Annotated in this window: 19 protein-coding genes; 8 read left to right on the top strand and 11 right to left on the bottom strand. The window is 66.0% G+C overall.

The features are described 5' to 3' along the window. The first annotated feature begins 123 nt into the window (after positions 1-123). A complete protein-coding gene (locus RAD10_RS06270) occupies positions 124-1,593 on the top strand; it encodes an amidase (RefSeq protein ID WP_461616759.1) in 1,470 nt (489 codons plus the stop codon). 176 nt (positions 1,594-1,769) lie between these two features. Here RAD10_RS06270 and RAD10_RS06265 read toward each other — a convergent pair whose 3' ends face one another. Beyond that, a complete protein-coding gene (locus RAD10_RS06265; protein WP_165637419.1) occupies positions 1,770-2,090 on the bottom strand; it encodes a hypothetical protein in 321 nt (106 codons plus the stop codon). A 117-nt stretch (positions 2,091-2,207) separates the two neighbouring features. Here RAD10_RS06265 and RAD10_RS06260 point away from each other — a divergent pair, with 117 nt between their 5' ends. After that, positions 2,208-3,116, top strand: a complete 909-nt coding sequence (locus tag RAD10_RS06260; RefSeq protein ID WP_461616758.1) for a PaaI family thioesterase — start codon at positions 2,208-2,210, stop codon at positions 3,114-3,116. A 67-nt stretch (positions 3,117-3,183) separates the two neighbouring features. After that, entirely contained in the window at positions 3,184-3,549 is a 366-nt protein-coding gene (locus tag RAD10_RS06255) for a hypothetical protein (protein WP_461616757.1), read from the top strand. On the opposite strand, the gene poxB is transcribed toward RAD10_RS06255, so the two are convergent. The 3 genes from poxB to RAD10_RS06240 all read right to left on the bottom strand — a co-directional run bounded on the left by poxB (position 3,546) and on the right by RAD10_RS06240 (position 6,951). Then, on the bottom strand, positions 3,546-5,282 hold the full coding sequence (poxB, locus tag RAD10_RS06250) for a ubiquinone-dependent pyruvate dehydrogenase (RefSeq protein WP_461616756.1): 1,737 nt from the start codon (positions 5,280-5,282) through the stop codon (positions 3,546-3,548). The genes RAD10_RS06255 and poxB overlap by 4 nt on opposite strands. Positions 5,283-5,390: 108 nt before the next feature. Then, on the bottom strand, positions 5,391-6,023 hold the full coding sequence (locus RAD10_RS06245; protein WP_461616755.1) for a 2-dehydro-3-deoxy-6-phosphogalactonate aldolase: 633 nt from the start codon (positions 6,021-6,023) through the stop codon (positions 5,391-5,393). A gap of 1 nt (position 6,024) precedes the next feature. Beyond that, entirely contained in the window at positions 6,025-6,951 is a 927-nt protein-coding gene (locus RAD10_RS06240; protein WP_461616754.1) for a 2-dehydro-3-deoxygalactonokinase, read from the bottom strand. Between the two features lie 211 nt (positions 6,952-7,162). Here RAD10_RS06240 and RAD10_RS06235 point away from each other — a divergent pair, with 211 nt between their 5' ends. Both RAD10_RS06235 and RAD10_RS06230 read left to right on the top strand, forming a co-directional pair. Continuing rightward, positions 7,163-8,260, top strand: coding sequence for an LLM class flavin-dependent oxidoreductase (locus RAD10_RS06235; RefSeq protein ID WP_091958104.1), 1,098 nt, complete (start codon positions 7,163-7,165; stop codon positions 8,258-8,260). A gap of 58 nt (positions 8,261-8,318) precedes the next feature. Then, positions 8,319-8,888 carry a flavin reductase family protein gene (locus tag RAD10_RS06230; protein ID WP_461616753.1) on the top strand — a complete coding sequence of 190 codons (570 nt, stop codon included), beginning with the start codon at positions 8,319-8,321 and terminating at the stop codon, positions 8,886-8,888. Between the two features lie 135 nt (positions 8,889-9,023). Here the strand turns inward: RAD10_RS06230 and RAD10_RS06225 are convergent, their stop codons facing one another. The 4 genes from RAD10_RS06225 to RAD10_RS06210 all read right to left on the bottom strand — a co-directional run bounded on the left by RAD10_RS06225 (position 9,024) and on the right by RAD10_RS06210 (position 17,999). Beyond that, a complete protein-coding gene (locus RAD10_RS06225) occupies positions 9,024-10,889 on the bottom strand; it encodes a sigma-54-dependent Fis family transcriptional regulator (RefSeq protein ID WP_461616752.1) in 1,866 nt (621 codons plus the stop codon). Positions 10,890-11,114: 225 nt separating this feature from the next. Continuing rightward, the gene (locus RAD10_RS06220; RefSeq protein WP_461616751.1) at positions 11,115-14,420 is read right to left on the bottom strand and encodes an acetyl-CoA carboxylase family protein; all 3,306 of its coding nucleotides are present in this window, start codon (positions 14,418-14,420) and stop codon (positions 11,115-11,117) included. Between the two features lie 12 nt (positions 14,421-14,432). Continuing rightward, entirely contained in the window at positions 14,433-16,154 is a 1,722-nt protein-coding gene (locus RAD10_RS06215) for an AMP-binding protein (protein ID WP_461616750.1), read from the bottom strand. Positions 16,155-16,316: 162 nt separating this feature from the next. After that, positions 16,317-17,999, bottom strand: a complete 1,683-nt coding sequence (locus RAD10_RS06210; RefSeq protein ID WP_461616749.1) for a methyl-accepting chemotaxis protein — start codon at positions 17,997-17,999, stop codon at positions 16,317-16,319. Between the two features lie 284 nt (positions 18,000-18,283). Here RAD10_RS06210 and RAD10_RS06205 point away from each other — a divergent pair, with 284 nt between their 5' ends. Together RAD10_RS06205 and RAD10_RS06200 are read left to right on the top strand one after the other, a co-directional pair. Then, the gene (locus RAD10_RS06205; RefSeq protein ID WP_461616748.1) at positions 18,284-18,784 is read left to right on the top strand and encodes a hypothetical protein; all 501 of its coding nucleotides are present in this window, start codon (positions 18,284-18,286) and stop codon (positions 18,782-18,784) included. An 11-nt stretch (positions 18,785-18,795) separates the two neighbouring features. After that, positions 18,796-19,263, top strand: coding sequence for a hypothetical protein (locus tag RAD10_RS06200; protein ID WP_461616747.1), 468 nt, complete (start codon positions 18,796-18,798; stop codon positions 19,261-19,263). A gap of 60 nt (positions 19,264-19,323) precedes the next feature. Here RAD10_RS06200 and RAD10_RS06195 read toward each other — a convergent pair whose 3' ends face one another. After that, entirely contained in the window at positions 19,324-19,923 is a 600-nt protein-coding gene (locus tag RAD10_RS06195) for a TetR/AcrR family transcriptional regulator (protein WP_461616746.1), read from the bottom strand. Between the two features lie 160 nt (positions 19,924-20,083). Between RAD10_RS06195 and RAD10_RS06190 the strand changes: the two genes are divergently transcribed. After that, complete coding sequence (locus tag RAD10_RS06190) at positions 20,084-20,461, top strand: tautomerase family protein (RefSeq protein ID WP_461616745.1); 378 nt, start codon at positions 20,084-20,086, stop codon at positions 20,459-20,461. A gap of 65 nt (positions 20,462-20,526) precedes the next feature. On the opposite strand, the gene RAD10_RS06185 is transcribed toward RAD10_RS06190, so the two are convergent. Beyond that, the gene (locus RAD10_RS06185; RefSeq protein ID WP_461616744.1) at positions 20,527-21,456 is read right to left on the bottom strand and encodes a CobW family GTP-binding protein; all 930 of its coding nucleotides are present in this window, start codon (positions 21,454-21,456) and stop codon (positions 20,527-20,529) included. Between the two features lie 3 nt (positions 21,457-21,459). After that, entirely contained in the window at positions 21,460-22,953 is a 1,494-nt protein-coding gene (locus RAD10_RS06180) for an amidohydrolase family protein (RefSeq protein ID WP_461616743.1), read from the bottom strand. Between the last annotated feature and the right edge of the window lie 15 nt (positions 22,954-22,968).

Below are 22,968 nucleotides of genomic sequence, written 5' to 3'. Positions count from 1 at the left end.
GCCGGCATCCCGAATCCTCGCGACCCCTCCGCCCGGCGCAACCCTGCCCCTCGCGCCGACTCAGTTGATTCACGCGGTCCCATGCGAAAAAGGTGGCGCCAAATCTGAGGAGATTTGGACTTCATGACTTTGCCGATGAGCTGGACGGAATGGGCGCAGCACGATGGCGTCGCGCTGGCGGGGCGGGTCCGCAAGGGCGAGCTGACGGCGAAGGAATTGGCGCGCCAGGCCGCCGCGGGTGTCGCCAAGGTCAATCCGGCGCTGTCGGGCGTGGTCGAGCTGTTCGAGGACGTGATCGCCGATCCCGCCAGGGACGGCGCCAATCTCGCAGGTCCGTTCGCCGGCCTGCCCTTCCTGATGAAGGACCTCGGGCCGACCATGAAGGGCCGGCTGCAGGAAATGGGCTCGCTGCTGATGCGCGGCAATCGCGCCGCGGCCGACACGTTCCTCACCGGCAAATTCCGTCAGGCCGGCCTCAATTTGATCGGACGCACCACGACGCCGGAATTCGGCGTGTGCTCTTCGGCCGACAATCCCGCCGTCTACGTCACGCGCAATCCCTGGAATACCGACTACACCACCTGCGGCTCCTCGGCAGGCAGCGCCGCGATGGTCGCCGCCGGCGTGGTGCCGATCGCGCATGCGACCGACGGCGGCGGCTCGATCCGCATTCCCGCCGGCGTCAACGGCAATATCGGGCTGAAAGTCTCGCGCGGCGTGTTCTCGCTCGCCCCGCACATGTCGGACCTCACCGGCCTCGTCTCGATCCAGGGCTGCCAGTCGCGCTCGGTGCGCGACACCGCCGCCTTCGTCGATCATGCCCGCGGGCCTGCGCCCGGCGAGTTCATGCCGTTCTGGACCACGGCGCAGCCTTATTCCGAGATGATCAAGCGCGATCCCTCGAAGCTGCGCATCGCGTTGTCCCATACATGGGGCAACTACACCGCGACGCCCGAGATCGCAGCCGAGCTGGAGAAGGCCGGACGCTTCCTCGAAGGCCTCGGCCATCACGTCGACTATGCGCTGCCGGAGATCGACCTTCCCGCCGCATTCGAGGCGCAGACCACCTGCTACATCTCGAACTTCGCCGTGGTGATCTCCAACATGCTCGCCGCCCGCGGGCTGGAAAAGCCGCCGGAAGATCTGATCGAGCCGATGAACATCCGCATCTGGGAAGCCGGCCGGCACACCAGCTTCGCCGAGCGGGCGAAGATGCAGGGCGTGTTCAACACCACCTCGCGCGGCTTCGGTGCCTTCTTCGAGCAATGGGACGTGATCCTGACGCCGATCACCGCTCTGCCGACGCCGAAGGTCGGCACCAGGGAATACCTCACCATTTCCGACAATCCTGATGTGCGCGACTGGTTCGACAATCTCTGGCGCTTCTTTGCCTTCACGCCGCTGGCCAATCTCTGCGGCATGCCCGCGATCTCGATGCCGATGGCCAGCCAAGACCACGGCCTGCCGCTGGGCATCCAGGCCATCGCCAAGCAGGCCAATGACGGCCTATTGCTGCAACTCGCCGCCCAGATCGAGCGCGCGCTCGACGGCAAGTGGAACGGCGGCAAGAAGCCGAAGGTGCATGTGGGCTGAGGCTTGGCTGTTCGTTTCGGCCTTGCGCTTGCGGCCATCCTTCGAGACGCCCGCCGTTGGCGGGCTCCTCAGGATGAGGTCTGATTTCGCAGCGATATCTTAGACCCTCATGGTGAGGAGCGCCGCCTTGCGGCGCGTCTCGAACCATGAAGGCCGACGCAGTCGCACCACCAGCTTCAATTCTTCACCGTCGGGATCTCCTCCGTCACCGGCTGCTGCTGGCCCTGCCGATACATCGCCAGCGCCTTGTCGAGGGCTTCGCGCAGCGCCAGCGCCGCGGCCACGCTGCAGCGCAGGTGCGCGGTCTGGATCACGTCGACCCTGACGGCGGCACCGACCGGCATCAGGAGGTTCGCGGCGAGCTCGATCTGGATCGCGCCGTTGTGATGGCCGAAGCAGGACGCGCCGTCGAAATAGATGATCGGCGCCCGCTCCGAGCTGGAGCTCGAAATGGTGACGGGCCCCTGATTGTTGGCGGGCGTTTCGGGGTCGGCCATGGGCGCTCCTTGCGGCTAGTCGGCGAACGAAGCGCCCACCATCGGTGCTTCGGCCTGCTCTGTCGAGGCCAATTCGGGGTTTTGCGCGGCGCCCGACACTGGTCTAAAACGTCCCCCATGAGCACCATACCGACCACGCTCCCGTTCGAGGAACTCGCCGACGCCATCAAGGGCCGCCGCTCCGATTACGGCCATATCAGCGGGCTCCAGCTCGATCGCTTTGCACCTGGCGAGGCCTGGTCGAGCCTGCCCTACCGGCCCGTCTTCGTCGGCGACACCGAGACCGGCGTGCTGCATGGCGGCGTCGTCACCGCGATGCTGGACGAGAGCTGCGGCATGGCGGTGCAACTTGCGCTCGACGGCACGCGCGCGATCGCAACCCTCGACCTGCGCATCGACTATCAGAAGCCGGCGACGCCCGGCCTCGACATCAAGGCGCATTCCGTGTGCTACCGCACCACGCGCTCGATCGCCTTCGTGCGCTCCACCGCCTATCAGGAGTCCGAGGACGATCCGGTAGCGACTGCGACCGCCTGCTTCATGATCGGCGCCAACCGCACCAACATGCTCGCCGACCGCAGGATGGATGCGCGCAGCATCCCAGTGCTGGAAGCGCCGGAAGATCCGGATGGCCCCTTCGCGCGCAGCCCGTTCGCGCGCGCTCTCGGCATCCGTCTCAACGACGACGGTACGCTGACGATGCCGTTCTCACCAAAAATCATCGGCAACCCGATCCTGCCTGCGATCCATGGCGGCATGACCGGCGCCTTCCTCGAGACCACCGCGATCATCGGCGTCGCGCGCGAGCTCGGCGCCGCCGCGCCGCCCAAGCCGATCGGGCTCACCGTCAACTATCTGCGCTCCGGCCGTGCGCTCGATACGTTTGCCAACGTCTCGATCGTGAAGCAGGGCCGGCGCATCGTCGCCTTCGAGGCGCGCGCCTGGCAGGACGATGCGGACAAGCCGATCGCCACCGCCTTCGGCCATTTCATGCTGCGCCCGACGCCCGGAAGTGACGAGGAATAAGCGCATTTTGACTTGACGGCCGCAGCTCCGGCCACAACGATAGCACGTCCCCGCGAGAGGTATTGGATTGCGGCATCCGCTCGACATCGTCGCCATGTTCGCCGCACTCTGGCTGCTGGCCTCGATGATGCTCGACGCGTTGACGCCAAAGGAGCTGACCGCGATCATGATCGGCGTTGCGATCGGCCCCGCGATCGTCATCACCGCCGTGTTCTACTACCTGCGCTGCCCGCGAACGGACTTTGCGGTGATATTCGCAGCGCTCTGGCTGATCTCGGACATCGCCATCGCCTTCGTCTCGTCGAAGGAGCTGCCGCACTTCCTGATCGTACTCGGCTTCGTGCCCGCCCTGCTGATCGGCTCAGTGATGCACTGGCAACGCTTCCAGAACCGCCACGGGCGGCTGCCAGCGCCTTCGGTGAAGCGGGGCTAACGCGGCAATAGGTTCGTCTTCGCGAGGTCGAGAACTTCGTCGCCGCGGCCGTTCATCACCGCACGCAGGACCCAGAGGCTGAAACCCTTGATCTGTTCGGTGGTGATGGTCGGCGGCATCGACAGCTCCTGCTTGGCGGTGACGACATCGAGCAGCGCCGGCCCGTTATGGGCGAGCATCTCCTTCACCGCGCCCGGGAGCTCGCCGGGATCCTCGACGCGCTTGGCAAAAATGCCCATCGCGCGCGCCATCGCCGCGAAATCGGGATTCTCCAGGTCGACATTGGTATCGACGAAGCCCGCCGCCTTCATCTCCAGCGCGACGAAGCCGAGCACGCCGTTGTTGAAGATCACGACCTTCACCGGCAGCTTCTCTTGCGTCAGCGTGATCAGATCGCCCATCAGCATGGTGAAGCCGCCGTCCCCCGACAGCGAGATCACCTGGCGGCCCGGCTGGGCGGCCTGCGCGCCGATCGCTTGCGGCATCGCGTTGGCCATCGAGCCGTGCACGAAGGAGCCGACCAGCCGGCGGCGGCCGTTCATGTCGAGATAGCGCGCGGCCCACACCGTGGGCGTGCCGACATCGGCGGTGAAGACCGCGTCGTCGGAGGCATGATCGCTGATGACTTTTGCGAGATATTGCGGGTGGATCGGCTTGCTGCCCGGCGTGCCCTTGGCGAGCGAGTCCAAACCCTCGCGCGCCTTCTTGTAATGCGTGACGGCGTCGTCCAGATGCTTGCGCTGCGTCTTCGCTTTCAGCAGCGGCAGCAGCGCTTCGATGGTGAGCTTGACGTCGCCGACGAGGCCGAGATCGATCTTGCAGCGTCGTCCCAGATTTTCCGGGCGGATGTCGATCTGCGCGATCTTCGCATCGGTCGGAAAGAATTGCTTGTAGGGAAAATCGGTGCCGAGCATCACCAGCGCGTCGCAGGCGTGCATGGCGGCATAGCCCGAGGAGAAGCCGATGAAGCCGGTCATGCCGACGTCGTAGGGGTTGTCGTATTCGACGTGCTCCTTGCCGCCGAGCGCATGCACGATCGGGCTCTTCAGCGCTTCGGCCAGCTGCATCAAGGGCGCATGCGCGCCGGCGCAGCCGCGGCCGCAGAACAGGGTGACGCGCTCGGTGCCGTTGAGGAGGTCGGCGAGCGCCTTCAGCTCATCCGCCTGCGGCACCACATGGGGCGCCGACAGCGCGAGTCCGCGCGTGGTCGACAGCGCGCGCTTCGGCGGGCTGCGGAACGCGACGTCGCCGGGCATGGCGACGACGGCGACGCCGCGCAGGCCCACCGCCGCGCGGATGGCATTCTCCAGCACGTAAGGAAGCTGGCTCGGGTCCGAAACCAGCTCGCAATAATGGCTGCATTCGCGGAACAGGTTCTGCGGATGGGTCTCCTGGAAATAGCCACCGCCGATCTCGGCGGTCGGGATCTGCGCCGCGATCGCCAGCACGGGAACGCGGCTGCGATGTGCGTCGAACAGGCCGTTGATCAGATGCAGATTGCCGGGACCGCAGGAGCCCGCGCACACCGCAAGGCTTCCGGTCATCTCGGCTTCGCCGGCGGCGGCGAACGCTGCGACCTCCTCGTGGCGGACATGGATCCATTCGATGGTGCCGCGGCGGCGCAGCGCCTCGGTCAGGGCGTTCAGGCTGTCGCCGACGATGCCGTAGATGCGCTTGACGCCGGCCTGCTCGAGCGTTGCCACGAACAGATCGGCCACGTTGTTGATCGCCATGTCGGTCTCCTGATTCAGCCAGTCACATCACACGATGCGCAAATGTCAGCATCGCGACTCCATGTGGCACAATAGGCTATGTCAGGATCACGGCTAGTTGTTGTCCGTTCAATCTTTCTGAATTGCCCGATCGTAAGCCACGATCGTCGCCTTCGCGCGCGCCGCGACATCGGCTGCGCTCATGCCGGGCTTGTAGAGGCTGGAGCCGAGCCCGAAGGCGGTGACGCCGCCCTTGATGTACTCCGCAAAATTCTGATCGGAGACGCCGCCGACGGCCGCGATCATGACGCCTGACGGCAGCACGGCGCGGATCGCGGCGATGCCGGAGGCACCTAACACGCTGGCCGGAAAGAACTTCAGGCCCGATGCGCCCGAGCGCGCAGCAAGCAGCGCCTCGGTCGGCGAAAACACGCCGGGCAGCGTGACCATGGCGTATTGATGCGCACGCACGAGCACCTCCGTGTCCACATTCGGCGAGACCATCAGCTTGCCGCCGACGTCATTGAGACGATCGACATCCGCGGTCGCCAGCACCGTGCCGGCGCCGATCAACACGCCCGGCGGTGCCTGCTTCACGGCCATTGCGATGGAGCGGAACGGATCGGGCGAGTTCAGGGGGATCTCGATCGCGGTCATGCCGGCTTCGATCAGCACGGCGACGATCGCCTCGGTCTCCTCGGGCTTGACGCCACGCAGGATCGCAACCAGCGGCCGCTTCATCGGCGGAAAGGGAACGCTCATCTCAAAAATCCTTTGATTTCGCCCAGATCGCGGCAGCTGCCATCGAAAGGCCGCGGCGGACGGCTTCATCCGCATCGACCGGACTCGCGCTGACCGACAGCGCCTCGAACGCCAGCCGGTACAGCATCGCAAGCCGCCCCGAGGCAATCAGCTTGATACCCGCTTGTGGCACCGTGCCGGAGAGTCCTGCCGCCAGCTCGACGCCGATCAATGTGCCCGACAGCGTCTCGCGCGCCGCGGCAGGCGTGCCGCCGAACAGCAGCTGCCGTGATCGCGCGCCGAACAAGAGATTGGCGGCGAACGCCGGCGCCTCATACGCGGCCTTCACCGCCGCCTTGAAGCTCGCGACATCCTCGGCGTCATCGGCACCGGCTACCGCGAGCGACAGGATCGTCTCCCGCGAGACGGCGCTGAACAGCTCGCCGGTCATGAAGGTGGAGAAGCGTTCGACGATGCCGTCCTTCACGCGCACCCATTTCGAATGCGTGCCGGGCATGCAAACCAGCGCCTCGCCCGCGGCATCCAGGCCGAGTGTGCCGAGCAGCTGCGTTTCTTCGCCGCGCATGACGTCCGGCGCGGCTGCATCGCGCTGCGCGATGCCCGGCAGGATGCGGATGTCGCGCGCTTCGCCGGGGACGCGCACGGCCTGTTTCAGGACGGCCGAGAGCGGCGTCGGCGTGTCGACATAGCCGGCTTCGACCCAGCCGTTCCTGGCACCGGCCATGCCGCAGACGAGAACCGGCAGATGATCCGGCGCCTCAATCGCCGCAAGATGCGATCGCAGCACGGCGGCAAAGCCGGCCTTCGCCGCCGCCAGCATGCCCTCGCCGCTGCGGCGCTCGGTCAGCACTTCGCCGGCACGATCGACCAGCCACAGCCGGAAACTGCTGGTGCCCCAGTCCACCGCGACATAAGCGGGTTCGGTCATTCTGTCCTCGTCTCACGGCCGGGACGCCGTCTCGCGACAATGAGACGACGTCTTGCGGGTCTACCGCCGAGATACCGGCTATTGTGCGGGCAAACCAGCCCCTTTCTCCGCAATTCGACGCTCCGACGCGCTGGCACAGCGCTTGCTGAAGCTTCTCCGCTCAACTCCGTCAACGCGCGACAAGACGCGTCAACATCAGATGAGGAAACCCATGGAGATCGGCTATTTCACGATGCCTTCGCATCCGCCGGAGTGCGGCCTGAAGGAAGGGAACGATTGGGACCTGCAGGTCATGCGCTGGCTCGACGAGCTCGGCTATCAGGAGGCCTGGGTCGGCGAGCACCACACCGCGCCCTGGGAACCCAATCCCACGCCGGACCTCCTGATCGCGCAGGCCCTGATGCAAACCAAGAAGCTCCGCATCGGGCCGGGCGGATTCCTCCTGCCCTATCACCATCCGGCCGAGCTCGCCAACCGCGTCGCGATGCTCGACCATCTCTCCGAGGGCCGGCTCAATTTCGGCGTCGCGGCCTCCGGCCTGCCGAGCGACTGGGCGATGTTCAACGTCGACGGCATGAGCGGGCAGAACCGCGACATGACGCGCGAGGCGCTGGAGATCATCCTGAAGCTCTGGACCGAGCCCGCCCCCTTCACCCACAAGGGCAAGTTCTGGACGGTGACCAAGCCGGACACGATGTTCGACTTCCTCAAGCCCCACATCAAGCCGTTGCAGGCGCCGCATCCGCCGATCGGCGTCGCCGGGCTGTCGAAGAACTCGGACACGCTAAAACTCGCCGGCGAGCGCGGCTTCATTCCGATGAGCCTCAACCTCAACCCGGCCTATGTCTCGAGCCATTGGGACTCCGTCGAGATCGGCGCCGCCAAGACCGGGCGCAAACCGAACCGTGCGGACTGGCGTCTGGTGCGCGAGGTGTTCGTCGCCGACACCGACGAGGAAGCCTGGAAGCTCTCGACGGGTGACATGATGGGCCGGATGATGAGCGAGTATTTCCTGCCGCTGCTCGGCCATTTCGGCTTCAAGGATTATCTCAAGCACGCGCCCGATGTCCCCGACAGCGACGTCACGGTCGAATATTGCGCCAAGCGGAACTGGATCGTCGGCTCGCCCGCAACCGTCGCCGAGAAGATCGAGAAGATCTACGACGAGGTCGGCGGCTTCGGCGTGCTGCTGGTGTTCGGCTTCGATTACAAGCACAAGGCCGAGGCTTGGCATCACTCGCTCTCGCTGTTGAAGAACGAGGTGATGCCGCGCCTTGCGCATCTCGGCTCCGCGAAGAAGGCGGCTTGACGCTCAGCGGGTGCGGCGCGATCGTGTCGCACCCGCTTCTGTTTTCGGAGATTTCCGCGTGACGGTCGACGCCAATCCTCTCGACGCAAAGGATTTCAAGCAGGCGATGCGCCAATGCGCCGGCGCCGTCGCGCTGGTCACGGTCGGCGCCGAGCACGGCAACCGTACGGGATTGACGGTGACCTCGGCCTGCTCGCTGTCGGACTCCCCGCCGTCGCTGATCGTCTGCGTCAACCGCAACGCCAGCGCGCATGCGCGCATCCGCGAGGAAGGCGCCTTCGCGATCAACTTCCTGCACGAGGACCACGCCCTGCTCGCGCTCACCTTCAGCGGCCAGAAGGGCGTCAACGGCGACGACCGTTTTGCGTTCGGACAGTGGACGCGCGGGGCCACGGGTGCGCCGGTGCTGACGGATGCGGTCGCCGCATTCGATTGCGTGCTGGCGCAGGAGTTCGAGACGACGACGCATTCGATCTTCGTCGGCGAAGTGCGCGGCGTGTCGCATTTGGCGTCCGCAGCGCCGCTGGTGTACCTGCGCAGCAGTTTTCACACGCCGCACGAGATGCGCGAAACGGTGACGGTCGGCGACCTCGATTCACGGCATCTGAGCTGGACGGATTTTTCGTAGCTGGCGCCGACATCGTAGGGTGGGCAAAGGCGCGCTTGCGCCGTGCCCACCATCGATCAACATCACAACAAGAGCGGTGGGCACGCTTCGCTTTGCCCACCCTACGATATCTGCGGTCGCGGAGACAGCTGAACGCTACTGCGCCGTTTCGATCTTCAGCAGCTTGATCTTCCGATAGAGCGTCGCGCGGCTCAGCTTCAGTGCCCGTGCCGCTTCCGTGACGCGGCCGCCGTGCTTACGCAGGGCTTCGACGATCGTGGCGCGTTCGGCCGCTTCGAGGTCCGGCTCCGTTCGCAAACCGAACGGCGGCAGGTCGAGATCCGCATCGGTGATCACCCCGTTCTCCGCGGTGCAGCCGGCGAGCCGCAGCACGTGGCGAAGCTGGCGCATGTTGCCGGGATAGGGATAGGCCGAGAGTTGCGACCACGCTTGGTCCGAAAGTCTGCAGGTCGGCGCCTCCTCGCGCGCGATCTGGCGGATGACGTCGTCCCGGTCGGCACGCTCGCGCAAAGCCGGCAGCCGCACCTCCAGGCCGCGCAGGCGGAAATAGAGATCGGCGCGGAAGCCGCCTTCTTCGGCCATGCGGCCGAGATCGCGGTGGGTGGCGCTGATGAGGCGGATGTCGACGGCGACAGGCTTGAGCGCGCCGAGCGGCCAGACCTCGCGGTTTTCCAGCACGCGTAGCAACCGCGTCTGCAGCGCGATCGGCATGTCGCCGATCTCGTCGAGGAACAGCGTGCCGCCGTCGGCCTGCACGATCAGGCCCTTCGAGCCGTCGCGCCGCGCGCCGGTGAAGGCGCCGGCCTCGTAGCCGAACAGTTCGGCGTCGATCAGGCTCTCCGGCATCGCCGCGCAGTTCAGCGCCACATAATTGCTGCGCGCGCGGTTGCTGGCGGCGTGAATAGCGCGCGCGAACACGTCCTTGCCGACGCCGGTCTCGCCATGGAGCAGCACCGGCAAATTGTGATCGCCTATGCTTCGGAGCCGCTTCACGCTTCTGATCAGCCCGGGATCACGGCCGGCGAGCCGATGCAGCGCATCGAAGCGATCGACGGGCTCATCGCGGCGCGGCGCATACGGACGCACCGATGATCTCGCCCGCAGCGGCGGCGCAACATGCCCCTGCCCTAACCCACTGCCATCGGCGCGGCGCAGCTCAACGACACCGTCCGCGCCGCGGGCGGCATGATGATCGAACTTGACGTAGCGCGACAGATCGATGCCGGACGCGATCAAGCCGTCGGTGAGACCCAGCAATGCACGCGCCGAGCGGCAGGCGCCGACGATGCGGCGATCGTCGTCATAGGCGAGCAGACCGCTGCCGCCGTCGCCCGGCACGGTCGCGATCCAGGCGTTGCGGAAATGACCGCGGAAGATCGCGCCCTCCATGCGCCGCGTCGCCTCCATCGTCACCGCGAGCGCGAGCTGATGCGCCATGCGCCCGAGATCCTCGCGGCAAGAGGTGATGTTCACGGCGCCGGCGAGGCGACCGGCGTGGTCGAACAGCGGCGCCACGGCGCAGGAGAACATGTGCCACTGCGCGCGAAAATGCTCGTCACGATGCACCAGGATCGGCTTCTGCTCCGCAAGTGCGGTGCCGAGCCCGTTGGTGCCTTCGAAAGCCTCGGAAAAATTCGAGCCGGTATAGACCTTCCAGCGCATGAATATTTCAGTATCGGCCGGGCCGGGCAGTCGGCTCCACAGCATCGTGGCGCTGGGGTCGGCGAGATTGACGCAATAGCCGGCCTCGCGCAGCACCCGCGCGAGGTCTTCGAGCTCCGGCGTCGCCAGCCGGATCAGCTGCTCCATCGGTTCGGCGACATGCCGGACCTCGGCCTCGGTCAGCGTCTGCGGCGGGCCCTGGCGGGCGGGGTCGAGCTTGTGGCCGATCAGGCAGCGCCGCCAGGAATCGGCAATGCGCGAAGAGGCATCGACGTCGGCCAATTGATTGGCGACGGACAAGACACGGGCGACATGGTTCGAGGCCGACAGGCTGGCCATCGCGGACGTCTCCACCCTGTATTATTATGCAAAGTCTGGCACCACAGGCGGGGATGTCAATCGGGAACCGGGAATGGCTTGGAGGCACGCTGCCTCTTCTCGTCATCCCGGGGCGATGCGAAGCATCGAACTAGGGTGCGCCCTTGCGCACCCGAGGATCTCGAGATTCCGGGTTCGCGCTGCGCGCGCCCCGGAATGACGGGCTCATCTATTGCTGCACCGCCCTCACCACGTATCGATGCACGGTCGCTTCTTCCCGACCCTGGCCGCCGGCTTCGGCACCGAGCGCAAGCCGGCCATGATCCAGCGGCGCGTCTCGGCGGGATCGATGACGTTGTCGATCTCGAACACCGATGCGATCGAGACCGCCTTTCCGTTGGCATAGAGCTCGGCGACCTTGTTGCGATAATAGGTTTCGCGCTCCTCGGGATCAGTGATCGCCTCCATCTCCTTGCGGAAGCCGAGACGGACATAGCCCTCTAAGCCCATGCCGCCGAACTCGCCGGTCGGCCAGGCCGCTGTGAAGAACGAGGCGTGGAAGCCGCCGCCGATCATCGACTGCGCACCGAGACCATAGCCCTTGCGCAGCACGATGCCGAACAAGGGCACGGTGAGGCTCGCGCCCGTCACGAACATGCGCGAGACGTGGCGCACGATCGCGGTTTTCTCCGCTTCCGGGCCGACCATGAAGCCGGGCGTGTCGCAGAGCGAGACGACGGGCAAGTCGAACGCGTCGCAGAGCTGGAGGAAGCGCGCGGCCTTGTCACCGGCATCGGCATCGATGGCGCCGCCAAGGTGACGCGGATTGTTGGCGATCAGGCCGAACGGCTTTCCTTCGATGCGGATCAGCGCGGTGATCATGCCGACGCCGTAGTCGCGGCGCAGCTCCAGCACGGAATCCTTGTCGGCAACGAGATCGATGACGCTGCGGATGTCGTAGACGCGCAGCCGGTTCTCGGGGATGGCGCGGCGGAGCAGGCGCTGGTCGGCGGCCTCCCACTCCGTCACCGCGCCCTGGAAATAGGACAGATACTTTTGCGCGACGGATGTCGCCTCCTCCTCGTCCTCGACGAGGATGTCGATGACGCCGTTCGGGGACTGGAACGAGACAGGGCCGACCTCGGCCGGATGATAGACGCCGAGCCCGCCGCCCTCGATCATCGCGGGGCCGCCCATGCCGATCGAGGCGTTCTTGGTGGCGATGATCACGTCGCAGCAGCCGAGCATCGCGGCGTTGCCGGCGAAGCAATAGCCCGAGACGACGCCGATCACGGGCACGAGGCCGGAGAGCCTTGCGAACTGCACGAAGGACGGACCGTCGAGCCCGGTCATACCGAGCCGGTCGGTGTCGCCGGGCCGGCCGCCGCCGCCCTCGGCGTAGAACACCAGCGGCACACGCCAGTCTTCCGCAAGCGTCAGCATGCGGTCGATCTTCTTGTGGTTCATGTGGCCCTGCGTGCCCGCGAGCACGGTGTAGTCATAGGCCACCACGATGCAGCGCGCGCCCTCGGGTCCGAATTTCTCGCCATTCACCGTGGCGACGCCCATGACGAGACCGTCAGCCGGCGTGTTCTTGATGAGATCGTCGAGCTTGCGGCGGCGGCGCTGCGCCGCGATGGCAAGGCTGCCATATTCCATGAACGAGCCTTCGTCGACGAGCTGGGCCACGTTTTCACGGGCGGTGCGCTGGTTGGTGTTGCGGCGGCGCTCGACCGAGGCGGGGCGATTCGTATCCAGCGTGTTGGCCTGGCGCGCTATCAGCTCGGCAAGATCGGGACGGATGTGGTCGAGATCGATGTCGGCTTCAGCCGTTGTGCTATCGGCCGCAACATCAAGCGGCTCCAGATAGAGGATCGCCTCGCCATGCATCAGCGTGGCACCGTCGCCGGCGGCGAGCGTCATGACACGGCCGCCCTGCTCAGCCATCACCAGATGCTCCATCTTCATGGACTCGATCACGGCGAGCTGCTGGCCGGGGCGCACGATCTCGCCTTCCTTCACCTGAATGGTGACGATGGTTCCCTGCAAGGGTGCTGCGACCATCACCGTGCCTTCAGGCACCACTTGCACGACGTGCGTCTCGGCACCGTGAACACCACTTCCCTCGGTTGGCGCAAAGTAAAGCGGCTTGGCCGCGCCATCGGCGGCATCCACGAGCTTGCCGATATTGCGATCGATGAAGTCGGTCGCGATGCGGTTGGTCCTGAAATCGGGATGCGCGAGCACGGCCTGGAGGAAGGCGATGTTGGTGACGACGCCGTCGATCCGGAATTCGCGCAGGGCACGCGAGGCTTTTGCAACGACATCATGCCAGGCTTCGCCCGGCGTATGCACGATGACTTTCGCAAGTAGCGAGTCGAAGGCCGCGCTGGTCTTGTAGCCGGCGTAACCAAAACTATCGACGCGCACGCCGGGCCCCGACGGCGGCTCGAACAATGCGAGCACGCCGCCGGTCGGATGCGTGGCGCCCGTCTCGTCCAGCGTTTCCATGTTGACGCGAAGCTGCATGGCATGGCCGCGCGGCTTCGGGATCGATCCCTGCGCAAGGCCAAGCGAGGCGAGCGTGCTGCCCGCCGCGACCGCAAGCTGGGCACGGACGAGATCGAGCCCGAGCACCTCTTCGGTCACGGTGTGCTCGACCTGAAGCCGCGGATTGGCTTCGATGAAGGCAAAACTGTCCTCGGCCGTGCCGTCGACCAGGAACTCGAACGTGCCGAGATTGTCGTAGGCCGCCGCCGTCGCAAGCTGCTTCGCCGCCTCGATGATGCGGCCGCGCAAGGGATCGCTCAGCGACGGGCTCGGCGCCACCTCGATCAGCTTCTGGTGCCGGCGCTGGATCGTGCATTCGCGCTCCCAGAGATGAGAGATCGCGCCGTGACGATCGCCGATGATCTGCACCTCGATATGACGCGCCTGCCGGATCAGCCGTTCGGCATAGACGCCATCGAAGCCGAACGCAGCCTTGGCCTCGGACTGGCAGCGCGCATAGGCCTCCGTGAGATCGGCCGCGTTCTCGACCACGCGCATGCCGCGCCCACCGCCGCCGGCCATAGCCTTGATCACGATCGCAGCATTGCCGCCGAGGGAGCTGAAGAACGCCGTGATCTCCTCCAGCGAGGACGGCCCGCTGGTGCCGGCAATGATCGGCACGCCGCAGCGCTTTGCCAGTTGCCGTGCCGCAACCTTGTCGCCGAACAGCTCGAGCGCCGCCGGTTTCGGCCCGACGAACGTCAGGTCTGCGTCCGCGCACGCCTTGGCGAATGCGGCGTTCTCGCTGAGGAAGCCGTAGCCGGGATGCACGGCGTCGCACCCGACGCTTTTGGCCGCCTTCACCACCGCATCGATGTCGAGATAGGCCCGGGCGCCGCGGCCGGGGATGTCGACCGCCTCGTCGGCAACGCGGACGTGCAGCGACAGCGCATCATCCGTGGGATGGACCGCAACGGTCGCGATGCCGGCGTCGGCCGCCGCGCGCGCGATGCGGATGGCGATCTCGCCGCGATTGGCGATCAGGAGCTTCTTGAACGACATCGTCTCTCTCACTCAGACGGCAGCAGGACTATTCGGATCGAGATCCTGCTTCTTCACCTTGCCCGTCGCCGTCAGCGGCAGGGCAGCGATAATACGCACTTCCGGGATCTTGTAGACGGCCATGCGCTCGGCGCACCAAGCGCGCAGATCTTCCGCAGAGATGGTGCCGACCGCCTCCGGCTTGAGCTGGATATAGGCCACTGGCACCTGCCCCTTGTCAGGATCGTCGCGCCCGACCACGCCCGATCCGAGCACCTTCGGGTGCTGGCCCAGCAGCGCCTCGATCTCCGGCGGGAACACGCTCATGCCCTTGACTTTCAGCATCTCCTTGCGGCGGCCGAGGAAGTGCAGAAAGCCGTCCTTGTCGATGTTGCCGATGTCGCCGGTGCGCAGCCAACCGTCGACGAGCGACTCGGCGGTCGCCTCCGGCTTGTTCCAGTAGCTCTTGAGCAGCGACGGCGTCCGCACGCGGATCTCGCCTTCCGCGCCGAGCGGCAGCAATGCGCCGGTCTCGAAATCGGTGATCTTGAACTCGGCGCCGGGGACCGGCAGGCCGACGAAAATCGGCTGGTTGTTGAGGTCGAAATCGTCGTCCTGGAAGCCTGCCGTGAACGTGTTGGAGGTGTGGGTCTCGGTCATGCCCCACGCCGCCTCCATCAGGATCGTGCCGGTGAGGTCCTTCCAGCGCTTGCGATAATCGGCGTTGAGCTTCTTGACGAAGGAGACGACGCGGACCTGCAGCAACGATGACAGATCGAACTCGCTCCAGCGCGGATGGTCCATCAGCTCGACCGCGCCATCGACCGGCATCGCAGTGATCGTGACCTTGTATTGGTCGATCGCGGCCATCGCGCCGACGGCATCCCAGCGCGCCAGCAGCACCAGCGTCGCGCCGGAGAACAGCGGGAAGATCAGGCCAAAGTTCTCGCCGGCGATCCAGAACTCCGGAAAGAACGACAGAAACACGCTGCTCTCGTCCGACAGCACCGAGATGCCGTAATTGGCCGCGGCCGTGTACACCATGTCGCGATGGGTATGGACGCAGCCCTTGGGCATGCCGGTGGTGCCGCCGGTGTAGTTGAGCGCGGCGACATCATCGAGTCCGGGCGGCGGCAGCGGCGTAGGTGTGGGCATTGCGGCGAGCGCCGGCAGTAGATCGGTCGCGCCTGCGACCGCAACGCGCGGCGTGCGGATCGAGTCCGGCGTCGGGAACGCGGGCGCCTTCGGAACGACGTCAGCAAAGCTGGTGACGATGATCTCGCGCAGCTGCACCTCGCCTTTCACCTGCTCGACGACGGGGACGAGCTGATCGAGCGCGACGATCACGTCGGCCTGGGTGTCGTTGAGCTCGTAAGACAGCTCGAATGCGCGCGACAGCGGGCTGACGGGGACGTGGATCGCACCGAGCTTCAAAATGCCGAAGAACACGATGTGGAATTGCGGGCAGTTCGGCAGGAACACGGCGACGCGGTCACCCTTGCCGACGCCCTTGGCCGCCAGCAGCGCCGCGAAGCGATCGCTCTGCCGGTCGAGATCGGCATAGGTGGTGACGTGGCCGTAGAAGATGATTGCGGGCCGCTCCGGACTGCGCTTCGCCCAGGCGCGAAGATATTCCGTCAAGGGAACTTCGCCGTGCAGATAGTTCGGCGAACGCGGCATGCCGTTCGGCCAGGCCTTGTCCCACAGGCCACGCAAGGTGGCGAGATAATCCTTCTCGTTGAGACCCGCGCTCATGACGTCTTTCCCGTGTTGCTTTTCTTTTCGAGGGCACGCACGTGCCGTCAATCGACATCGCTACACGTCGAGCACGGCAGAGGTCATGTCAAGAAAAACAGCATCGGCGTCGCGGCCGATACCGCGACGCGGAAAAAGAATGTCGTCTTGCAGCGCGTGTCGTTACGCCGCGCGCACGCCTGCGACAAAAGCGCTGACTTCGTTTTCGAGCGATTGCAGCTTCTGCGTCAACCGGCCGCTCGATTGCAGCACGAGGCCAGCAGCCTGGCCGGTCGCCGCGGTCGCGTCGCTGACGCCGGAGATGTTCTGCGAGACCTGGTCGGTGCCGGAGGCCGCCTCCTGCACGCTGTGGGCGATCGCCTGCGTCGCGGCGCCCTGCTCCTCGACCGCGGCGGCGATCGACGAGGAGATCTCGTTGACCTCCATGATGGTGGCACGGATGCTCTCGATGTTGCCGACGACCTGATTGGTCTCGGCCTGGATCGCGGTGATCTGCGCGCCGATCTCGTCGGTCGCCTTCGCGGTCTGGCTCGCCAGTGACTTCACTTCGCTCGCAACCACCGCAAAGCCCTTGCCGGCCTCGCCCGCCCGCGCCGCCTCGATCGTGGCGTTGAGCGCGAGCAGATTGGTCTGCGAGGCGATCTGGTTGATGAGGTCGATGACCTCGCCGATCTTGTGCGCGGCGGCGGCCAGCCCCTGCACGGTGTCGTTGGTACGCTGACCGTCCGCGGCAGCCTTGTCGGCCACCGTCGCGGCCTGTGCGACGCGCTGGCTGATCTCCGAGATCGAGGACGACAGCTGGCCGGCGGCGGAGGCCACCGTCTGCACGTTGCTCGAGGCCTGCTGGCAGGCGGAAGCGACGAAGCTCGCGCGGTCGGTCGCCTTGTCCGCGGTTTCCGACATGCCCTGCGCGGCCTGCTGCATCGCGCGCGCCTCGTTGAAGACGTCGCGCACGACGGCCTGGACGCTCGCCTCGAACTTGCCGGCGAGATCGGCCATGGCCTTGCGCTTCTCGCCGTCGGCCCGCTGCTTCAGCTCCTGCTGCTCGGCATGCATGCGGCCGACGGCCGACGCATTGTCCTTGAACACGGCCAGCGCCTTGGCGAGCCCGCCGACCTCGTTGTTGCGGTCGGTATAGGGCACCTCGAACGCGCTGTCGCCGGCGGCAAGACGCTCGGTCAGCGCGGTGATCTTTGCGAGTGGCCGGGTGACGCTGCGGCCGATCAGGAAGGAGGCGCCGAGGACCAGGACCAGCACGGCGAGGCAGACATAGCCGAACGTCGTCGCGGCCTGGCGGAAGACGGCGTCGACATCGTCCAGATAGATGCCGGTGCCGATGATCCAGCCCCAGGGCGCAAAGCCCTTCACATAGGAGATTTTCCCGACCGGCTGGTCGAAGCCGGGCTTCGGCCAGAGGTAGCCGTAGAAGCCCGCGCCCTGCTTCTTGACGACGTCTACGAAGCCCATGAACAGCGCGTTGCCGGCGGGATCCTTCATCCCGGAGAGATCCTTGCCGTCGAGCTCCGGCTTGATCGGATGCATGACCATCTTCGGGGCCATGTCGTTGATCCAGAAATACTCGACCTTGTCGTAGCGCAGGCTCTTGATCTCGGCGATCGCGGCGGCCTGGGCCTGCTCGCGCGGGAGTTTTCCGTCGCTCTCGAGCTTCTGATAATGGGCGAGGATGCCGTAGCCGACATCGACCATCTGCTGCGTCTTTGCCTGGCGATCGGCAACCATCTGCGTGCGCAGGGTCGACAGGGCAATCGGCGCCAGGGCGATCATGCCGAGGAGGCTGATGCCGACAATCAGGACCAGCTTGAAACTGATGCGGGAGAAAATCATCGGAGCTCACGAAATTTGGCGGGACAGACATGCCAGTTTATCCCGATCCTCTTAGCAAAGCTTTAAGCATTCGGGTTCCCAAGCGGCCGCCGAAGCCCGTCGGCCGCGCCCGGCTTTCGCACCCTCGCGGCGCCGCGCCCGTCTTCGAATATAAACCTCTTCAAAACTAGAAGACCTCGATATCGCCCCTGCGAGCGTTGACTTGGAGAGGGCTCCGGCAGAACGATCGATGCAGACAATCAGCGCCAGCTGTGGCGTGAGCGCAGCCAAGGGCCAGAGGTTTCATGCATCAATCGACATCATCAGGGTCTCTCGACCTTCCCGCGCTCAGTGCGGCGGAACGGCTCTTCATCTGGGGATTCCGGGCCAAGGCACGCAGCGGAGGCGCCGTTCCGACCGCAGCCGATATCCAGGAGGTGTACGACCATTTCCGCGTGGGCGATGCCGTGCTCTCGCTGGAATCCATCATCGAGATCTTCGCCTGCACGGCCCATACCGCGATCGAAGTGCACTGCCCGACCTGCCCACGCATGTCGGACAGCGAGCACGGGATTCTGCACGCCATCGCCGCGGCACAACAGGATCGCATCGACATCGTCCGCGAACGGTTCGAGAGCTGGCTGCCGCCGGTCGGCGCCGATTGGGCGCTGGCGCCCGTGCGGGGGCTCGCCACGATCTTCCGCATGGCAGGCCTCATCCTGCCCGACCGGCAGGTGCGGTCATTCGACCATGACCGCACCATAGCGATGAAGAGCTGGCTGGTCGGAAGTCCGACATTGCACTGACGAGATCGGTCATGACCTCAGCTATTTGCGCCTCGGTGCCGGACGCCGGCCCATCGCGGCTCTGTCCGCTCCAGGCCGTGCTTGGAGCGCGCCCCTGCGTCGACAGCTATGATGATTTCTGCCGCGTCGCGCTGTCGCTGTTCCGCTTCATCGGGGCGGCCTACACCACCGGCGCCTCCGATTGCTGGGAAGCCGCCTATCGCTTTGCCGACGAGGCGCCTGGAATTGCCGACAGTCCACTGCTGGTGGCGCGGGCTGCCGCGCTGGTCAGGATCCTGCGCAGCGGCCGGCCATGCGAACTGTGCTTCATGCCTCCGTCCTGTCGTCGCCTGTCGAAGGACGAGACGGAATTGATGCGATTGCTGGCGGTCGCGCGCCGCAAGCAGCCGGGCGAGCTCGAATCCATCGTCTGCGCCTTCGTCGGCTCGGGCAAGGAAGCTGCGGCAACGCGGGCGGTCAACGCGCTGGCCTTGTGCTGAGGGTTGTTGTTTGCGCATGATCTTTCCGGAAAACCGCTTCACACTTTTCCGGATCATGCGCTAGCCGCCCTTCCTGCCGAGCACGAGATCGATGGTGTGCGCGGCGATCTTGCGCAATTGCGGCTCGTCGCCGAAGGCACGTTCGAGCACGGCGAGGCCGCGCGTCACGGTGACGATGTGCAGCGCCGCTGCCGCGGCATTGCCGTTGAACTCGCCGCGCTCGCCGCCTGCCGACAACGTGTCCTGAACCAGTGCTGTGATACGCGAAATAAGGCCCGCAAAGACCTGGCGCGCCTCTTCGTCCAACCCCTCGCCTTCCGCGGCGCCGAGCTCCATCAAGCCGCGCGTGGTCGGACATCCGCGCGGGGGCGTGCCCGAGCAGAAATTGGTGATGGTCAGATCGAAGAACGCGGTGAGGCGCTTGCGCAGGCTGCCCGTCCCGAGCGCCTTCTGCAGCGCGAGGAGATAATCCCCGGCATAGCGTTCATAGGCCTGCAGGAACAGCGCTTCCTTGCTGCCGAAGGCGTTGTAGAGGCTGCCGCGCTGAACGCCGGCATCGCGCGCGATGTCCGACAGCGAGGTGCCGCGCACGCCCTTGCGCCAGAACTGGTCGAACGCAATGCGCAGGACATCGTCATGGTCGAATTCGCGCGGCCTCAAGCTGGACTCCTTTTTGAAGTATTTGACACGACGTCAAGAATATGCTTTCTCGACATCGTGTCAAAAACCAATTGGAATTGATAGCCCGTTTCAACACTGGGCCGAACAACGGCGTACGCATTCGCTCTGCTGGTCGGGCCCGCATGCAAAGGGACGCGCGATGCCTCTGCTCCACATCTCGATGCGCGCCGGCAAGCCGCAAGCCTACCGGCAGGCGATTCTCGACGGCCTCTACCGCGCCATGCGCGAGGTGCTGAACGTGCCCGTGGACGACGCGTTCATGGCCATCACCGAGCATGAGCCGGCGAATTTCCGCTGCGGCAATGCCTACGGCGTCGAGCGCAGCGACGACGCGGTGCTGATCCAGATCACGGTGTTCGCCTCGCGCACTCCCGAGCAGAAGAAGGCATTGTATCGCCGGATCGCGGACCTTCTCGGCGAAAGCCCGGGTATCCGGCCCGAGGACGTGTTCGTGAACGTGCTCGATGCCCCCAAGGAGAACTGGTCCGTCGGCCACGGGCTGGCGCAATTCGCGTGAGCTTGGCGGACCTGCCGGTCGAGGATTGAGGCGCCTGATACGCCCTGCGATCGGCGCGGATTGCCCTACTCGCTAGCAACGCACGCATCCATGATCGCGTCGAGCTCGGCTTTCGACAGCACCCCGAGTTCGGCGATGAAGACGATCCGTGCGCGCGGCACCCCCGGCGCGGGCGCATCGCCCGGAGCCAGCGTGGCGCGGCCGGCGGCGAATTGAAACACGATCTGGCGTCCCGGCTGCTCGACGGTCTCGAACAGGCCTTTTGCGCGCGCGAGTTTTGGCGCGAGACGGCCGATGGCCTGCTGCAGGCGCGGCAGCGAGAGCGGGCGGTCAGAGGTCCAGCTCAGCGTCTCGAAACGCTCTTCTGCCGGTCGTTTCGGGCCCGGATCGCGCGGCGCGGGCGCACGCTCGACGTTCGCGGGGAACAGGAGCGCGGACGGAATCTCGCCATGTCGCGCATCGACCACCACGGCGGGAAGGCGCAAGGCGCGGATGGCCTGACGCATCCGCGCACCCGCGCCCTCGTCCGCCAGATCCAGCTTGGTCAGCGCCACGATATCGGCGACGCGCAATTGCGAGCGCTGGAGGGCATCGTCCAGTGCGGCCGGCGGTGTCGCGGCGTCGATCACGCACAGCACCGTCTCCAGCGGCGCCTCGCGCAGGATCACGGGGTCCATCAGATTGCGGACGATGTCGGCGGGATCAGCGACGCCGCTGGTCTCGATGACGATGTGTTCGGGCTTCGGCTCGCGCCGCAGCAGCGTCGAGAGCGTGCGCAGCAGATCGCCTTCGAGCGAGCAGCAGATACAGCCATTGGCGAGGCTGACCACGCCGTCGCTGGCGCCCGCGATCAGCTCCGCATCGATGTTGATGGCGCCGAAATCGTTGACGATCGCGGCGATCCGCCGTCCCTCCGCATGCGCCAGGAGATGGTTCACGACCGTGGTCTTGCCCGCCCCCAGAAAGCCCGTCACCAGGAGAATGGGGACCGGCATGGGTCAGCCCCCGACGACGGGGCGGCGCACCGGCTTACCCGGCCGCGCCGCGAGGTCCAGCACGCCGTCGCTGATCAGCACCTGGCCGCTGACCACGAGATGCCGCACGCCCTCGGACGGACGGTTCATCGCCGTGAAGGTCGCGCGGTCCGAGAGCTTTTCATAGTCGAACACGACGATGTCGGCGTCGGCATCCTTCGTCAGCCGGCCCTTGGCGCGCATCGCCGGCGTGCTCTGCGACAGGATTTCCGCCGGGATCAGCGCGCATTTGCGCACGCCTTCCAACAGCGACACAGTCTTGCGCTCGCGCACCCATTCGCGGATGAAGCGGGTGAAGCAGCCGGCCGAGCGCGGATGCGAGGTAGCGTCGTCAGGCAGCGGCCAGGCATCGCCGGTGTAGGTCTTGCCGTCCGACGTCGTCCACGGCATCGCATCGGACGCAATCGCACCGCCGGGATACAGCACCGACATGTCGAGCAGGTCGCGGTGATGCGAATTGTTCTCGATGTCGAGGATGTGCCAGAGCACCAGCGAGGACGGCTCTTCGGCCTGCGCCTTCAGGAGCTCCTCGCGGTCATGGAAGCGATAGCCGTCGGTCACGCGCTGCACGGAATCGTAGCCGGTGCCGTTGCGCTCGACGAATTCGGGGTCGCTGAAGAAGGCGGCGGCCAGCACGGTCGAGCCGGTGCCGTAAGGGTAGGCCTCGACCGTGATGGGCAGGCCCTGCGCCTGCGCCTTCGCGATCAGCACACGGCAACGCTCGACGTCGGTCTTGCTCGACGAGTTGAAATGGCAGATGTGCATGTGCGCGCCGGTGGCGCCGGCATAGCCGATCAGGCGGATATAGGCTTCTACCGCGCTCTCGGGGTCGATGCGCGACATGAAGGCGACGTGAGTGAAGGTCGGCACGTCCTTGGCGGCGGCGAGCTGGCAGACCGCGGTCAGCTCCTGCACGCCGGCGCCCGGCGCGTAGGCATTGAGGATGCCGACGCCGATGCCGCCTTCATCGAGACCGCGCCCGAGACGCTCGAGAATGCCGGCGACCTCCGCATCACTCGCCACGTTGTCCATCCAGCGGCGATCGCGCATGGCGTTGCCGAACGCCTCCAGCGAGCTCTCCGCATTGGAGCCGGTCATTGCGCCGATGCGCGCAAACGCCCAGTTGGTGGCGGCGCCGTAGTTCAGAACGCGGCCCTTTCTCGCCTGGCGCTCATACCAGGACCCGACCGGCAGCACGCCGGCCTCGAGATCGAGCGTGGTCGTCACCCCGTCGAACGCCTGCATGCGGTCCGCCGGGATCGATTGGCCATGGGCGTGCAGGTCGATGAAGCCGGGGGCGACTACGAGGCCGGTCGCGTCGATCACCCGCTCGGCGCCGCCGAGGCTGCCCGTGCCGACCGCGGCGACCTTGCCGTCCACCACCGCCACGTCGCCGACGGCGTCCATCCCGCTCGCGGGATCCACCACCCGGCCGCCAGAGATCACCAAGCCGCTCATATCGTCACTCCCTCC

Source organism: Bradyrhizobium sp. 23AC (assembly GCF_054863025.1).
Note: the sequence above shows the minus strand (reverse complement) of the source record. Positions and strands in the feature narration are given on the sequence as shown.

What these genes read in the sequence shown, in the direction of transcription:
- RAD10_RS06245 (WP_461616755.1), bottom strand. Translation starts at nt 6,023, where the DNA reads ATGAGCGTTCCCTTTCCGCCGATGAAGCGGCCGCTGGTTGCGATCCTG.
- RAD10_RS06185 (WP_461616744.1), bottom strand. Translation starts at nt 21,456, where the DNA reads ATGCCGGTCCCCATTCTCCTGGTGACGGGCTTTCTGGGGGCGGGCAAG.
- RAD10_RS06220 (WP_461616751.1), bottom strand. Translation starts at nt 14,420, where the DNA reads ATGTCGTTCAAGAAGCTCCTGATCGCCAATCGCGGCGAGATCGCCATC.
- RAD10_RS06270 (WP_461616759.1), top strand. Translation starts at nt 124, where the DNA reads ATGACTTTGCCGATGAGCTGGACGGAATGGGCGCAGCACGATGGCGTC.
- RAD10_RS06205 (WP_461616748.1), top strand. Translation starts at nt 18,284, where the DNA reads ATGCATCAATCGACATCATCAGGGTCTCTCGACCTTCCCGCGCTCAGT.
- RAD10_RS06180 (WP_461616743.1), bottom strand. Translation starts at nt 22,953, where the DNA reads ATGAGCGGCTTGGTGATCTCTGGCGGCCGGGTGGTGGATCCCGCGAGC.
- RAD10_RS06240 (WP_461616754.1), bottom strand. Translation starts at nt 6,951, where the DNA reads ATGACCGAACCCGCTTATGTCGCGGTGGACTGGGGCACCAGCAGTTTC.
- RAD10_RS06210 (WP_461616749.1), bottom strand. Translation starts at nt 17,999, where the DNA reads ATGATTTTCTCCCGCATCAGTTTCAAGCTGGTCCTGATTGTCGGCATC.
- RAD10_RS06225 (WP_461616752.1), bottom strand. Translation starts at nt 10,889, where the DNA reads ATGGCCAGCCTGTCGGCCTCGAACCATGTCGCCCGTGTCTTGTCCGTC.
- RAD10_RS06260 (WP_461616758.1), top strand. Translation starts at nt 2,208, where the DNA reads ATGAGCACCATACCGACCACGCTCCCGTTCGAGGAACTCGCCGACGCC.
- poxB (WP_461616756.1), bottom strand. Translation starts at nt 5,282, where the DNA reads ATGGCGATCAACAACGTGGCCGATCTGTTCGTGGCAACGCTCGAGCAG.
- RAD10_RS06215 (WP_461616750.1), bottom strand. Translation starts at nt 16,154, where the DNA reads ATGAGCGCGGGTCTCAACGAGAAGGATTATCTCGCCACCTTGCGTGGC.
- RAD10_RS06265 (WP_165637419.1), bottom strand. Translation starts at nt 2,090, where the DNA reads ATGGCCGACCCCGAAACGCCCGCCAACAATCAGGGGCCCGTCACCATT.
- RAD10_RS06200 (WP_461616747.1), top strand. Translation starts at nt 18,796, where the DNA reads ATGACCTCAGCTATTTGCGCCTCGGTGCCGGACGCCGGCCCATCGCGG.
- RAD10_RS06190 (WP_461616745.1), top strand. Translation starts at nt 20,084, where the DNA reads ATGCCTCTGCTCCACATCTCGATGCGCGCCGGCAAGCCGCAAGCCTAC.
- RAD10_RS06235 (WP_091958104.1), top strand. Translation starts at nt 7,163, where the DNA reads ATGGAGATCGGCTATTTCACGATGCCTTCGCATCCGCCGGAGTGCGGC.